Here is a 14,379-nt window from a genome sequence, read left to right as displayed (position 1 = left end):
CTAGAATCGCAGGCTGTGAAAACCGGACGGGAGGCGGAAGCATGCAGATCACGGGGCTCGAGGGCAAGGTGGCGGTGGTGACCGGGGCGGGACGGATGCGCTCGATCGGGCGTCCGATCGCGGTGGAGCTTGCGCGCGCGGGCTGCGACGTGGTGCTGACGGGTACTGGACGGGCACGCGAGCGTTATCCGGTTGAAGAGCAGGCCGCCGGCTGGCATGACATCGAATCGGTGGCCGGGGAGGTGCGTGCACTCGGGCGCAGGGCGCTGGCGCTGGTCAGCGATGTGTCGGACGCGGACGCGGTCGATGCGCTGGTGGCACGTACGCTCGCGGAGTTCGGGCGCGTGGATATCGTCGTGAACAATGCCGGCGCCGCACGCGGCGACGATCGCGCGGCGGTCATCGATCTCGATCTCGATGCCTGGCGCAAGGTCATCGACGTGAACCTCAACGGCAGCTTCTACATGAGCCGAGCCTTCGGCCGCGTGCTGGTGGAGCAGGGCCAGGGAGGCAGCATCGTGAACATCTCGTCGGTCGGCGGCAAGCTGATGGCTGCACAGACGGCGGCTTATGCGGCGTCGAAGGCAGGCATTCACGCGCTCACCTGCGCGATGGCCGCCGAGGTCGGTCCGCACGGAATCCGCGTCAACGCGATCTGCCCGGGAATCATCGACACCTATCGCATCGACGATATGGGGCGTGGCGAGGAATGGCAGCGCCTGCTGATGAGCTACGTGCCATTGCGCCGCGCCGGCAGCGGACTCGATGTCGCGAACATGGTCGTCTATCTGTGCAGTGAGCAGGGTTCGTGGGTCAGCGGGCAGTTGTACAACGTCGACGGCGGGATGGTGACGGGGCGCTGAGGTGCTTGGCGGATGGTACGGTGCGGAGCGTCGTTCTGTCGTGTGCCGGATCGCTTGACTATACTGTGCGCCGCGCTCCCGACGGCTGCAGTTACAGGCAGAGAGAAGGATTCGAACCAGCTCTTTCATATATATCAGGGCGTTGTGACGATGAGCGCATCCGGAAGCACCCGCTTCGAGTTTGTGCAGCAACTGGCACGTGATCTTTCGGGCGGCAAGCTGGAGCTGCCGCCGTTTCCAGCCGTTGCGTTGCGTGTGCGCGACGCGCTCGCCGATCCCGGCGTGTCGGTGGAGAAGGTCGCCCGCCTCGTGCTGTCGGAGCCGGTTCTGGCCGCCAGGCTGCTGCGGATCGCGAATTCGGCGCTGATGCGTCGGGGATTGGTCGAAATAACCGACGTCAGGACCGTGATCTCGCACCTCGGTTTCACCATGGTGCGCAGCATCGTCGTGATGGAGGCGATCGACACAGCGTTCAAGATTCCGGGACATGGACTGTTGCACAGGCGCATCGAGGCGGTGCGCCGGCGCAGCGTGCGGGTCGCGGTGCTTTCCTGTCTGCTCGCAAGCAAGCTTGTCCGCGGCAGTGTGAGAACCGACGATGCGATGCTGGCCGGGCTGTTGCACGCGATCGGCTGCTTTTACATCCTGATTCGCGCAGACGCCTTTCCGGCAGTTTTTGGACATTCCGACGACGAACTGGGCGAGTTGCTCGAGCAGTGGTACCCCAGCGTGGGGCGCGCGATCGTCGAATCCTGGGGGTTCCCGGAGTCGTTTGCCGTTGCGGTGGACGAACACACGATGCTCGATCGCGAGCATCGCGGCAAGGCCGACCTCGCGGACGTCGTGCTGGCTGCACATCTGCTTGCGCAGCGTACGGAGCCGGAGCAGAGCGACGGAGTCGATCTGGCAACCATACCTGCCTGTGTCAAGCTCGGACTGGACGAGCAGACTGCGGTCGAAGTGCTGCTCGAAGCGCAGGGAGAGCTGCGTTCGATGGCGGAAGCGTTCGACGGCTGACCGCGTGGCTACGCGCGGGCGCTGACGATCCAGACTGCCGACGGCATCATGATGCAGCCGTCGCGGTAGTGGGGTGCTACTGCCGCTGCGGCCTCGGCGAGCGCATCCGCGCGTGCGCCCGGATCCAGCTTCGCGAGCAGCGGCGCAGCCGGGCCGGCCTGTACCAGTGCCTCTGCCGCCTCGGCAAGCGTTGCGCCCTGTGCGAAGTTCAGGTCGATGCGCAGATCCTCGCAGCGTATGCTCGTGAACCCCGCCTGCCCGAGGATGTCCTGCACACGTTCGCGCTCACCGAACGCGAACGGTCCGGGCGCATGCGGCTCGATCGGTGGCAGTTCGACGTGGCGTGCCAGCGCCTGCATCGGCAGGCGCAACCAGCCATTGCGATCGACGCCCTGCCAGCAGCAGAACACGAGCCGCGCACCCGTGGCGCAGGCGCGACGCAGGTTCGTGAAGGCGGCGGCCGGATCAGCAAAGAACATCACGCCGAAGCGCGAGAACAGCAGATCGAAGCTCTGTGGTTCGAATGCATGCGTGGCCGCATCTGCGTGCAGGAACTGCATCTGCGCCGCGCCGGCGGCGGCACGTGTGCGGGCAACGGCGAGCATCGGTTCCGAGACGTCGATCCCGGTGACCTGTGCACCCGGTCCCAGCGCCTGTGCCAGCGCGAGCGTCTGGTTGCCGCAGCCGCAGCCGATGTCGAGTGCACGGCGTGCTCCTGCCGCGCGCGCACGCTCCAGCAGCGGTGCGTTCAGGGTTCCGATCGAACGTTCGAAATGCGTGTCGTTCTGGGCCCACTTCTGCCCCGCCTCGCCGTTCCAGTATTCGATCTGCTTCGTGTTGTCCTGCATCGTGGTCTTCCTGTCTGCCACCGGTTGGCGTCGTCGATCGGCAGCGGTCACCGTGAGCGCTGCACGTGTCAGACGGTGGTGTGCGCGGTGTTCAGGCGCTCAGGCGCTCAGGCGCTCAGGCGCTGAAGTCGAGCACGACCACCGGGATCTCGCGCGTCGTCAGCGATTGGTAGTGCGCGTATACCGGAACGCGCGCAACCAGGTCTGCCCACAACGATTCCCGTTCGCCGCCCGTGGTCACGCGTGCCCGGGCGTGGTGACGGCGACGCTGGACGTAGACCGTGACTGCCGGCTCGGCGCGCAGGTTGCCGACCCATGCCGGATCGGCAGGCATGCCGCCCTTGCTGCCGACGATCACCCACTTGCCGTCGATCAGGAACCACGGCAGCACGACCTGGCGGCGCGCGCCGCTCAGGCGCCCGCGAGTCTCCAGCAACAGCGCGGGCTGCGGTGCGAAACCCGCCTGGCGCGCAAATACGCGGTTCAGCAGTGACTCGCCGGTGAACCGCACCAGCCAGCGATCGAAAGCGAGCCCGGCCGGCGACATCAACAGTCTGGTCAGTTGCGACATTGCGGGCCTTTTTCGGTTGACGTGGCCGCACGCTAGCATTACCCGTCGCAGCGCGGCAAGCATCGTCGCGATTGCCTGTGCGGAGCGGCGTTCGGTACCATCGCGGCTGCCTGATCATTCCTGCTCCCCCGGAGACCGTGGCCTGCATGTCCGAGCATCGCCCTGTGGGCGTCTTCGATTCCGGCGTGGGTGGTCTGTCGATCGTGCGTGAGATGCGTCGGCGCATGCCGGGTCTGGACATCGTCTACGTCTCGGACGCACACCACCTTCCGTACGGTGAAAAGAGCGCCCGGTTCGTTCGCGAGCGAGCGTTCGTGCTTGCCGACTTCCTGCTCTGCAGAGGCGTGCGCGCGCTGGTCATAGCCTGCAATACGGCGACGGCTGCCGCGGCGCGCGAGCTGCGCGAACGCCTTGCCCTGCCGATCGTCGGTATCGAGCCGGCCGTGAAGCCGGCCGCCCAGGCCACACGCAGTGGCATCGTCGGCATTCTCGCGACCGCGAGTACCCTGCAGAGTGTGCGTTACGAGGAGCTGTTGCGACGCTTCGGGCAGTTCACACGCGTGCTCGCGCAGCCGGCCAGCGGGTTGGTCGAATGCGTGGAGGCGGGCGATCTCGACGGGCCACGCACACGTGCGCTGCTTGCGCGCTACCTTTGGCCGCTGCTGGAGGCGGGTGCCGATACGATCGTTCTTGGCTGTACGCATTATCCGTTCCTGTTGCCGGCGATTCGTGACTTCGTCGGTGCCGATGTGCGCATCATCGATCCGGGTGATGCGGTTGCGCGTCGGGTCGAGGACGTGCTCGGCGGTGATGGCGGTGGCAGTGGGACGCTGTGCTGTTTCAGCAGCGGGGATGTAGTCCAGCAGCAGGCATTGATGAGTCGCCTGCTCGGTGAAGCCGTCGTCGTACTGCCGCTGCCGCAGTATCCGGGGATGCATCGGCGCGAAGCGTCGAGCGGCTGAACACGTATCCGGCACGCGATTCGGGACGGGTCGGAGTCTTGACTGATGGCAGCGAGGTGAACATGTCATTCCGTCCGCGCCGTTCGGCGCTCTACATGCCGGGCTCGAATCAGCGTGCGCTCGCGAAAGCGCGTGAACTGCCCGCCGACGTACTGATCCTCGACCTCGAGGATGCGGTGGCGCCAGCGGCGAAGGAGTCGGCACGCGTGCAGATCGCAGCCGCACTCGCCGAGGGTGGCTATGGTGCGCGCGAGCTGCTGGTGCGCGTGAACGGGCTGGATACGCCGTGGGGTGCCGACGATCTGCGCGCGTTTGCAGGGGCCGGTGCCGACGGCATCGTGCTCCCCAAGGTGTCGTCGGCCGATGATGTGCTGCAGGCGGTGCGCCTGCTCGATGTTGCGGGTGCCGGCGCCGGAATGCGGCTGTGGTGCATGGCCGAGACTGCGCGCGGCATCCTTGCAATCGACGCGATCGCCGGGGCGCACCCGTGCGTGGCAGGAATCCTGATGGGTACTTCGGATCTCGCGCGGGAGCTGCGCGTGTCGCATGCGCCGCAGCGCCTGGGTTTCCTGACCGCACTCGGACAGTGCGTGCTGGCCGCACGCGCCCACGGACTCGATATCCTCGACGGCGTGCACCTCGACCTGCACGACGACGCCGGGCTGCAGGCCGTGTGCGCACAGGGGCGAGAGCTCGGCTTCGACGGCAAGACCTTGATCCATCCGGCGCAGCTCGCGGCAGCGAACGCGGCATTCGCGCCGACGACCGATGAGGTCGCAGCGGCGCACGAGATCATCGCCGCCTGGCGCGAGGCACAGTCACACGGTGGCGCGCTGGTGGTGGTGAAGGGCCGCCTGGTCGAGAACCTGCACGTTGCAGAAGCCGAGCGCCTGCTTGCCGTTGCCGAGGCCGTAGAACGCATGGGCTGGTGACCACGGGCACGGCCGGTCTCGCCCGTAGGTCGGCATTCATGCCGACGGGGAATGTTGGATCGGCGTCGTCCGTAGGTCGGCATTCATGCCGACGAGAACGTCGGCTCGGCCTCGTCCGTAGGTCGGCATTCATGCCGACGATGCGGAAATCGTGGCGAAACCCCGTCGGGTTGAAACCCGACCTACGGGGGATGTCTGTGCATACCCATCACAACTTTCATTCGCTTGTGACAATGACCATCGGAGGATCGGATGAGTGTCAAGGGAATCAACCGGATCATCGTGGCGGTGCGGGATATCGAAGCCGCCAGGCGTTATTACCATGACCTGCTGGGCGCCGAGTTTCGCGATGCGAACTGGACCGGGGCGCCGTTCGGCATCGCCGTTGCCATTGCCTGGAACGTAGGCATCGAGCTGTGCGCCCCGTTGCCCGGGCGCGAGCACGACAGCGCGGTGTCGGGTTTTCTCGCGCAGCACGGCGAGGGAGTCATGAACGTCTATTTCGACACGGACGATGCCGAGTCGGCGCTGGCGCGGGCAACCGCCTGCGGCGTCGCCTGTCAGCACGCGCTGGATTACAGCCAGGCGGAGATCGATGCGCATCTGGGCGGACTGTTCTGCCGGTACCAGGAGTTCGTGCTCGGCACCGCGGCACAGTGCGGATTCGGTGTATCGCTGGCGCGCATCGAGCCCAAGGCATCGACAGGCTGATCGCCTTGCGGCTACCGTGAGTGCATTCCAGGCGCACAGGTCTGCGGAACATGCCGACGGGAATGTCGGATCGGCGTCATCCGTAGGTCGGCATTCATGCCGACGGGAATGTCGGATCGGCGTCGTCCGTAGGTCGGCATTCATGCCGACGATGCGGAGATCGTGGCGAAACCCCGTCGGGTTGAAACCCGACCTACGGGGGATGTCTGTGCGCATCCACAACACCTTCCGGTCGCTTCTGTCATGGCAACGGGTGGATTGCGCGCGCACCATCTGCAGCAGCGGCGTATTCCGCCGCCGGTGCGCCATGACGCCGAGTGAGTGGCGGCGCCAGCACGCCGGACAGCCGCCAGGACCGTAGGTCGGCATTCATGCCGACGGGAATGTCGGATCGGCGTCGTCCGCAGGTCGGCATTCATGCCGACGGGAATGTCGGATCGGCGTCATCCGTAGGTCGGCATTCATGCCGACGATGCGGAAATCGTGACGAAGCCCCGTCGGGTTGAAACCCGACCCACATGGCAACCAGAACGTCGCCTGTAGGTTCGGCGCGCAGGCGTCTGCGCACGCAGTTACGGTTCTGCGGAACCCGATGCGTCGCGGTCGAACACGGCGCTGAGCACCGACTGGCGCCGCAACTTCCGGTAGCTTTCGGGGCTCAGCACGGCACGCCACAGCGCATAGATCTGTTCGCTGTCGTTGATGCCCGTCTTGCACCAGGTGGCGAAGTGCTCGCAGTTGTGCAGCATGATGTCGAAGCGTGATTCGCCAAGCCGGCTGCGCGCACGCGACACCACGGCAGCCGGCGAGAATGAGCGTTGTGATTCCTTGCCGCGCAGGATCTCGGCGAGCTGTACGTGCAGTCGCCGCGGCAGGCTCTTGGTGTCGCGCAGGCGTGCGAAGAACTCGGCGTAGTCGCGCACCAGGACCTCGTCGCCGCGGGCGAAGGCTTCGATGGTGGTGTGCCGCACGCTGCGCGACGAGTACCAGTGCTCGCCGCTGTAATGAATTGCCGTGCCGTCACCGCAGTCGATGCCATGGTGAGCGTAAAGCCCGTTGGCCCTTTGTACGTAGAGGTGATCGCCTTTTGCCACGCTGTGTTCCCTTGTGTCCGCGTTGATCAGCGCAGCCGCACCTTTGCCGTGCGCGCCACGGATTTTACGGCACGTTGCAGTGCAGCGCAGAACGGTGCGGCGTCCGTGACGATGTCGGTGTCTACCGTGATGCCCCAGAACATCGTGCCGTTGTAGCTCATCACACCGATTCCGAGACCCATCTCTTCGAGCATCGGCACGACCGGATAGTTCTCGAGCATTTGCGCGCCCATCTGGTAAAGCGCCATCTGCGGTCCCGGGATGTTCGTGATCATGGTGTTGTGCGGACCGGAAGCGTTGCGCACCGCAAGCGACAGAAGGCCCGGCGTGTACTGGAGGAACGACTGGATCGCCTTTACGCCGAGCGCCTTGTCGGACTTCTTGAGTTCTTCGGTGACGTCGTGGATGTATCTCATCTGCAGGCGTGGATCTTCTTCTTCCAGCGGCAGGTCGATCAGCCAGTTCATGATCTGGTTGCCCACTTCGCCGCGCTGGCGTTCCGACCAGATGCTGACCGGAACCAGTGCGCGGAAAGGCTCCTCGCCGGGAGTGCTGCCGCGTTGCAGGAAAAAGTCGCGGAACGCCGTGCTTACCACGGTCAGTACGGCATCGTTGATGCTGCCACCGAGCGATTTGCCGATCGCCTTCATCGTCGGCACCGGCGTCATCATCCAGTCGACCGCCCGATGTGGCCCGTTCTGGCCGTTGATCGGTGAGGCGCTGCGCTCCATTCCCGATTCGCTGAAGGTCTCGCCGATGCCGCGTACGCGTCGTGCGAGTTCACCGCTCAGATCGTCGTGTGCCGCCAGTTCGCGCAGCCCTTCCGCGAGGCGCAACGGTGCCTTGAGTTGCTCCATCCGCAACTCGCGTTCCAGTTGCGCCGGTGTCGGCGCGGGGCGCGCTCTATAGGGCTGGCTGCGATGGCGGCGCGTCTTGCGGTCCGGCGACAGCAGCAGTTGCGTGATGTCGGCTCCCGACATGCCGTCGATCATGCAGTGGTGCAGCTTCGATACGGTGGCGAAGCGGCCTCCGCTGAGTCCCTCGACGACCCATGTTTCCCACAGAGGGCGGGCGCGATCGAGTGGCTGCGACGCGATGCGTCCGGCCAGCGCCTTGAGCTGCGCAGCCCCGCCGGGGCGCGGCAGCGCGGTGTGGCGCATGTGGTAGGCGATATCGAAATGCGGGTCGTCGACCCAGACCGGCGGCAGCGACTCATCCGGCAACTCCACCTGCTCGCGCCCCAGCAGGCCGGAACGGCGTCGGCGCCTGCGCCACATCAGTTTCTGGCGATAGCGTGGCACCTGGTCGAGCAGGTTCTCGGTGTGGTCGCGAATCGCGGCGAAGTCGATTCCGCCACCGGCTCTGGCCAGCGGGCCGGCCTCGAATATCGTCACGCCGACCACGCTCATGTGGCGTTCGCGTGTTTCCTGGACCAGGAAAGAGAAATCGATCGGGGTCAGGCGCTCGAAATGGTAGTCGCTCATGGTCGCCATCCTGTTGTGCTTATTGCGCCAGTATCCTGCGGACCATCGCACTTGGAAAGACGCCCGCGATCAGACGCCGGCGATCGGCGCCAGTGAATCGATCCGGTCGGGTGCCGCCGCGCGGCGGATTGCCCTATGCTACGGGGCGAGCCGGTGTTGCAAAGGAATGGTGTGATGAGTGGCAGTCTGGCGATTCGACCGTATACCCGCGGTCTGCACGATCTGGGCAATGGTGCCTGGGCCTGGTTGCAGCCCGATGGCAGTTGGGGCTGGAGCAACGCCGGCCTGGTGGTCGACGGTGAGCACGCGTTGCTGGTCGATACGCTGTTCGATCTGCGGCTGACCGGCGAAATGCTTGCTGCGATGCGTCGCGCGGTTCCGGCGTCACGACGGGTGGGAACGGTCGTCAACACGCACGCCAACGGTGATCACTGCAACGGCAACTGTCTGCTGCCCGAGGCGCAGATCGTGGCTTCTGCGGCCGCGGCCGAAGAAATGGTGCACGAAGTGCCGCAGGTGATGCTCGATTTTCGCAAGGCGGCGCCCGCGCTCGGCGAGATGGGGGAATTCTTCCTGCAGTGCTTCGGAGCGTTCGAGTTCGAGGGCATCACACAGCGTTTGCCCACGCGTACCTTCAGTGGAGCACTCGAGTTGCAGGTGGGCGACAAACGCGTGGAGCTGGCACAGGTCGGGCCGGCACACACGCGAGGCGACGTGCTGGTGCACGTTCCGGCAGATTCCGTGGTCTACAGCGGCGACATCCTGTTCATCGAGGGCCATCCGATCATGTGGGTCGGTCCGGTACGCAACTGGATTGCGGCTTGCGAACACATACTGGCGCTTGCTCCTGCGACCGTGGTTCCGGGACATGGGCCGATCACCGATATGCGCGGGGTACGCGCAGTGCGCGATTACCTGGTGTATATCCGTGACGAGGCGCGCAAGCGCTTCGACGCCGGCATGCCCGTATACGAGGCAGCGCTCGACATCGCGCTCGACGATTACTCCTCATGGGGAGACGCCGAGCGCATCGTCGTCAACGTCGATACGCTGTACCGCGAGTTTGCGGCGAGCAGCGCCCCTGCCGACGTTGCCGGGATGTTCGGCCTGATGGCACGCATTCGCCGCGAGCGTGCGCGATGACGGCATTGCGGAGCGTCGGGCGGCGCAAGGCATTGGTGGCGGGGAGCGTGCTGCTTGCACTGCTCGGTGGCTGCCTTGCACCGGCGATGCTGTTGCCGTCGTCGAGCCAGTTGATGTGGGCATTGCTGACTCCGCTGGTCGGTTTCGATCCGAACCGGGTCAACCTGTTCGAACAGCCGGTGCTGCGCAACCGCATGGTCGCCTTGCTCGGGGAGCATTACGACCCGACCATGCGGCTGTTGCGCACTGCCAACGAGTTGCGCCGCGAAGGGCCGCTGTTCTATGTGGTGTCGCGCTACACGCCAATTCCCGAAATGGCCGACAAGGCAGGGCTGGTGTGGAACGCCGACACCAACCAGTTGGCAGTCGCGCTGCTGAAGGGTGATGTGACCCAGGTCCTGTCCGAGCGCGTCGAGGCGGCGGTCGATGAGCGCGTCGCCGCCGCGCGTGATGCCGCGCTGGAGGGTGTGGAGGGCGAGGTGGAAGGCGCACGCGACAGCGTGGCAGGTGCAGTACATGAAGCGGCCGCTCGCGTGCTGCCGGTATGGCCGGCGGAGATGGCGTGGGCAAACCCACGCGAGGCGATCCGGCGTACGATCGAGCACGAGGTCCACGAACACGCAGACGAGATGCTGGACCCGGCAAACCGCGAGGAATGGGAGGCCCCCGACGAAGTGCTGCCCGACCCGTAGGTCGGCATGCATGCGGTCCGTAGGTCGGCATTCATGCCGACGGCAATGTCGGATTGAAATCCGACCTACACCGGTTGGTGGTCAGTCCGTAGGTCGGCATTCATGCCGACGGCAATGTCGGATTGAAATCCGACCTACGCCGATTGGTGGTCAGTCCGTAGGTCGGCATTTATGCCGACAGGCATGTCGGATTGAAATCCGACCTGCACCGGTTGGCGTTCGGTTCGTAGGTCGGCATTCATGCCGACAGGCATGTCGGATTGAAATCCGACCTACGCCGGTTGGCGTTCGGTCCGTGGGTCGGCATTCATGCCGACGGGATGTCGGATTGAAATCCGACCTACACCGGTTGGCGGTCAGTCCGTAGGTCGGCATTCATGCCGACGGCAATCATCGGCACGAGCCGGGCGTCAGACGCAATACCCGGAACACCGCAGGCGCGCCGGCGGTAAGCCACAGCCCGCCGATGAGATTGTTGCCCCATGCGGTGAGAAACCAGGCGATCCCCGGGTCCGCCGGCAGCCATGTGCCGGACTGCTTCATCCAGAGCAGCAGCACGGCCATGCCGAGCAGGTAACGCAACACGCGTTGCCAGAGGGCGCCGCCTTCCGGCATCTGCAGCAGCCGCGTGCACACGATGATCCCGAGCGTGGAGCCGAGCCAGAGGCCAGCGAGTCCGGCCAGGTGCGATGTGTGCGGGAAGGCTGCGCAGGACGCAACGAATACCAGTGATACGGCCAGCGCACAGCTTAGCTGCCATCCACTGCCAGCGGCGCTCAGACGGACGTTGATTCGCTCACCGTAGCGCAGATAGATCCACAGCAACGCTGCGCCAAGCAACCAGCCGCCCAGTACATCGGTGGGGAAGTGTACGCCGAGCCAGATGCGTGAAAGGCCGATCGACACAACCAGTACCACTGCCAGCAACGAGAACCAGCGCCGCTGCACCCACGCAGCGATGATGCCCCACTCGACCAGCGTGTGTTGCGCGTGCCCGCTGGGCAGACCGTAACCCACCTCGCGGTCCGGTCCTATCGAAGGATCGAGATTGAAGGGGCGTGGTTGTGCAAAAGCGTCCTTCAGCGCGAAATTGACCAATGCCGATAACAGCAGCACGAGCAGCAGGCGTACGCCGAGCCGGTAACTGATGCTCCAGATCACCAGCGGCACGATGAACAGATGTGCTGCGCCGCCGAGCTGTGTAATGGCGCGGAAAAATACGTCGAGCGCTGCAGTGCGGTGGGTCTGCAGCGTCAGTATGAGCTCGACCCCCCAGTGAAGCACGGCGTCCATCGGTAACTCCCGCATACTGATTACATGGCAATCTGCTGCGGCAGTGTAGGTGATCCGGGTGGGCTTCCGTGTGTCCGAACGTTACAACGCTTTAACTGCCGCCGGTCGGCAATGCGACTAGGATGCCGCCAACTGTCAACCGCGAGTGGAGACCGATGATGGACATGAATGGCAAGGTGGTGCTGGTGACCGGTGGCGGCAGCGGCATGGGCCAGCTTGCATGCCGGCTCATGAGCGAGCGCGGCGCGCGAGTGGCCGCACTCGATGTCAACGAGGCAGGACTTGCGCAGACCGCGCAGGGGCACGAACGGATCACCACGTATCGGGTCGATGTGTCCGATTTCGCCGAAGTCGACGCAACCGCACGGCGTATCGAGGATACGCTGGGTCCGGTCCATCGTGTCTACAACGCCGCCGCGATCATGCCGTTCGGCAAGGCACTGGAGCATGCGAATGCGCAGGTGCATCGTGTGATGGCGATCAACTACGGCGGGCTGGTCAATATCGCGCAGGCGACGCTGCCGGCGATGGTGCGCCGTGGCAGCGGTGATTTCATCAGCTTCTCGTCGATGTCCGGCATCATTCCGACCTTGCTTACCAGCGCCTACAACGCTTCCAAATTCGCGGTGTCGGCGTATACCGAGGTGCTCTATCACGAGAACCGCTCGAGCGGCGTGCGCTTTGTGTGTGTCTGTCCGCCGCCGGTGGCGACACCGCTGCTGAAGCAGGGCTATGCGACCGTGATGCCGAAGACGGTGGAGATGATGCCGCCGATCCAGCCGGCGGAAGTGCTCGATGCGATCGAGGCGACGCTGGCAAAGGGTGAGTTCTGGGTCTTCCCGGGCAAGCAGACCCGTATCGGGTATATCATGCGACGCCTGTTTCCGAATCTGGTGTGGAAGAACTGTCACAAGACCGAAGGTTTCTGAACGGATTGGCGTGTCGGCATGAATGCCGACCTACGGGGTGACGGAACGCGGACGTTGGTCGGGTTTCAACCCGGCAGTGTCGTCGGCATGAATGCCGACCTACGGGGTGACGGAATGCGGACGTAGGTCGGGTTTCAACCCGACAGTGTCGTCGGCATGAATGCCGACCTGCGGGGTGACGGAACGCGGACGTAGGTCGGGTTTCAACCCGACACTCCCGTCGGCATGAATGCCGACCTACGGGGTGACGGAACGCGGACGTAGGTCGGGTTTCAACCCGACACTCCCGTCGGCATGAATGCCGATCTGTGGGTAGGCGTCGGGTCGAAACGAAACGAAGCGTGTGGGAGGCAATCGATGGCAGTGGAATTGACTGGCAAGCGGATTCTGGTGACCGGACCAACCGGGCAGGTCGCACGACCGTTGGTCGAGGCGCTGGCGCCGCACAACGAGGTGTTCGCGCTCGCCCGTTTCGGCAAGCAGGAGGATCGTGACGCGTTCACGGCACTGGGGGCCCACCCGATCGCGGTCGATTTTGCGGAGGGTCCGCTCGATGCGGTGCCGCAGGAAGTCGACTACGTGCTGAACTTCGCGGTCATGAAGACCGACGACTGGGCCTACGATCTGCGCGCGAACGCCGAGGGCGTCGGTCGTCTGATGCTGCGCTGCCGCGGTGCGAAGGCGTTCGTGCATTGTTCCTCGACGGCGGTGTACGCCTACAAGGGGCATGCGCCGCGGTCGGAAGACTCGCCGCTTGGCGACAACCACCGCGCGATGATGCCGACCTACAGCATTTCGAAGATCGCGGCGGAGACGGTGGTGCGCTTTACCGCACACGAGTTCGGTATCCCGACGACGATCGCGCGTCTCAGCGTACCTTACGGCAATCGTGGTGGGTGGCCGTATTACCACCTGTTGATGATGCAGAACGGGGTGCCGATCGACGTGCATCCGGAGCATCCGAACGTCTACAACCCGCTGCACGAGCGCGACTGCCTGGCGAAGATTCCGGGCCTGCTGGCGGCAGCAACGCCCGGGGTCACGACGGTGAACTTCGGTGGATCGCAGGCGGTGAGCATCGAGCAGTGGTGTGCCTATCTGCAGGAGCTGACTGGCTTTGAGCCGGTGTTCAGGGAAAATCCGGAAGCCTTCGGCAGCCTGCAGCTTGACACCACACGCATGCACGCACTGATCGGGCCGACCGCCGTCGACTGGAAGCAGGGCATGCGTGAAATGGTGCAGGTACTCGCACCGCAGTTGCTGAAGAACTGAGGCGCGGGCGCATCGCATCGTGCAGATCTGGGTCGACGCCGATGCGTGTCCGAATGCGATCAAGGACATCCTGTTTCGCGTCGCTGCACGTACCGGCATTGCAGTCACCCTGGTTGCAAACCAGCCGCTGACGGTGCCGCGCATCGCCGGCGTGCGTACGCTGCAGGTGGCGTCGGGCTTTGACGTCGCAGATAACGAAATCGTGCGCTTGTGTGTTGCCGGCGACCTTGTGGTGACCGCTGATATTCCGCTGGCGGCGGAAGTGATCGCGAGGGGAGCGACTGCGCTGAATCCCCGCGGAGAGCTCTATACGCGCGAGAATGTGCGGGCGCGTCTCAACATGCGCGATTTCCTCGACACCATGCGCGCGAGCGGCGTGCATACGGGCGGGCCGCCGCCACTCGACCAGCGTGACCGTCAGGCATTCGCGAATGCGCTCGATCGCTTCATCGCCCGCGCGTAGGTCGGCATTCATGCCGACGGATGTTCGTAGGTCGGCATTCATGCCGACGCGTGCAGTGATCGGGCTGAATGCTGCCGATGTGAATGTTAAGCTCCGCCACGAAGC

15 protein-coding genes are annotated in these 14,379 nt (G+C 64.8%); 10 read left to right on the top strand and 5 right to left on the bottom strand.

The window, feature by feature from the left end; genetic code table 11:
• Window positions 1-41: 41 nt before the first annotated feature.
• Both H7A12_13360 and H7A12_13355 read left to right on the top strand, forming a co-directional pair.
• Complete coding sequence (locus tag H7A12_13360) at window positions 42-863, top strand: SDR family oxidoreductase (protein MCP5321794.1); 822 nt, start codon at window positions 42-44, stop codon at window positions 861-863.
• A gap of 150 nt (window positions 864-1,013) precedes the next feature.
• Window positions 1,014-1,880: an HDOD domain-containing protein gene (locus H7A12_13355; protein MCP5321793.1), complete on the top strand. Its 867-nt coding sequence runs from the start codon at window positions 1,014-1,016 to the stop codon at window positions 1,878-1,880.
• 8 nt (window positions 1,881-1,888) lie between these two features.
• On the opposite strand, the gene H7A12_13350 is transcribed toward H7A12_13355, so the two are convergent.
• Window positions 1,889-2,728 carry a class I SAM-dependent methyltransferase gene (locus H7A12_13350; GenBank protein MCP5321792.1) on the bottom strand — a complete coding sequence of 280 codons (840 nt, stop codon included), beginning with the start codon at window positions 2,726-2,728 and terminating at the stop codon, window positions 1,889-1,891.
• Window positions 2,729-2,843: 115 nt separating this feature from the next.
• Complete coding sequence (locus H7A12_13345) at window positions 2,844-3,299, bottom strand: nitroreductase family deazaflavin-dependent oxidoreductase (GenBank protein MCP5321791.1); 456 nt, start codon at window positions 3,297-3,299, stop codon at window positions 2,844-2,846.
• Window positions 3,300-3,445: 146 nt separating this feature from the next.
• Between H7A12_13345 and murI the strand changes: the two genes are divergently transcribed.
• The 3 genes from murI (at window position 3,446) to H7A12_13330 (ending at window position 5,904) form a co-directional block, all read left to right on the top strand.
• Window positions 3,446-4,261, top strand: a complete 816-nt coding sequence (gene murI, locus H7A12_13340) for a glutamate racemase (protein MCP5321790.1) — start codon at window positions 3,446-3,448, stop codon at window positions 4,259-4,261.
• Window positions 4,262-4,356: 95 nt separating this feature from the next.
• The gene (locus tag H7A12_13335) at window positions 4,357-5,193 is read left to right on the top strand and encodes a CoA ester lyase (GenBank protein ID MCP5321789.1); all 837 of its coding nucleotides are present in this window, start codon (window positions 4,357-4,359) and stop codon (window positions 5,191-5,193) included.
• A gap of 252 nt (window positions 5,194-5,445) precedes the next feature.
• Window positions 5,446-5,904: a VOC family protein gene (locus tag H7A12_13330; GenBank protein ID MCP5321788.1), complete on the top strand. Its 459-nt coding sequence runs from the start codon at window positions 5,446-5,448 to the stop codon at window positions 5,902-5,904.
• Window positions 5,905-6,476: 572 nt separating this feature from the next.
• Here the strand turns inward: H7A12_13330 and H7A12_13325 are convergent.
• A complete protein-coding gene (locus H7A12_13325) occupies window positions 6,477-6,998 on the bottom strand; it encodes a lecithin retinol acyltransferase family protein (protein ID MCP5321787.1) in 522 nt (173 codons plus the stop codon).
• 26 nt (window positions 6,999-7,024) lie between these two features.
• A complete protein-coding gene (locus tag H7A12_13320; GenBank protein MCP5321786.1) occupies window positions 7,025-8,482 on the bottom strand; it encodes a wax ester/triacylglycerol synthase family O-acyltransferase in 1,458 nt (485 codons plus the stop codon).
• Between the two features lie 174 nt (window positions 8,483-8,656).
• On the opposite strand from H7A12_13320, the gene H7A12_13315 reads away from it, so the two are divergent.
• Together H7A12_13315 and H7A12_13310 are read left to right on the top strand one after the other, a co-directional pair.
• Window positions 8,657-9,625, top strand: coding sequence for an MBL fold metallo-hydrolase (locus H7A12_13315; GenBank protein MCP5321785.1), 969 nt, complete (start codon window positions 8,657-8,659; stop codon window positions 9,623-9,625).
• Window positions 9,622-10,317 carry a hypothetical protein gene (locus H7A12_13310; GenBank protein MCP5321784.1) on the top strand — a complete coding sequence of 232 codons (696 nt, stop codon included), beginning with the start codon at window positions 9,622-9,624 and terminating at the stop codon, window positions 10,315-10,317. The genes H7A12_13315 and H7A12_13310 overlap by 4 nt, the downstream gene beginning before the upstream one ends.
• 390 nt (window positions 10,318-10,707) lie before the next feature.
• Here H7A12_13310 and H7A12_13305 read toward each other — a convergent pair whose 3' ends face one another.
• Window positions 10,708-11,610, bottom strand: coding sequence for a phosphatase PAP2 family protein (locus H7A12_13305; GenBank protein ID MCP5321783.1), 903 nt, complete (start codon window positions 11,608-11,610; stop codon window positions 10,708-10,710).
• A 158-nt stretch (window positions 11,611-11,768) separates the two neighbouring features.
• Here H7A12_13305 and H7A12_13300 point away from each other — a divergent pair, with 158 nt between their 5' ends.
• The 3 genes from H7A12_13300 to H7A12_13290 all read left to right on the top strand — a co-directional run bounded on the left by H7A12_13300 (window position 11,769) and on the right by H7A12_13290 (window position 14,274).
• Window positions 11,769-12,539, top strand: coding sequence for an SDR family oxidoreductase (locus H7A12_13300; GenBank protein ID MCP5321782.1), 771 nt, complete (start codon window positions 11,769-11,771; stop codon window positions 12,537-12,539).
• 357 nt (window positions 12,540-12,896) lie between these two features.
• Window positions 12,897-13,811 (top strand): NAD(P)-dependent oxidoreductase, encoded by a 915-nt coding sequence (locus H7A12_13295; protein MCP5321781.1) that lies wholly within the window; start codon window positions 12,897-12,899, stop codon window positions 13,809-13,811.
• Between the two features lie 19 nt (window positions 13,812-13,830).
• Window positions 13,831-14,274 (top strand): YaiI/YqxD family protein, encoded by a 444-nt coding sequence (locus tag H7A12_13290; GenBank protein MCP5321780.1) that lies wholly within the window; start codon window positions 13,831-13,833, stop codon window positions 14,272-14,274.
• The last annotated feature ends 105 nt before the right edge of the window (window positions 14,275-14,379 follow it).

Source organism: Pseudomonadales bacterium (assembly GCA_024234165.1).
Classification (GTDB): Bacteria; Pseudomonadota; Gammaproteobacteria; order Pseudomonadales; family UBA5518; genus UBA5518.
The sequence above is the reverse complement of the archived record's forward strand: the minus strand, read 5'-3'. Positions and strand labels throughout refer to the sequence as shown.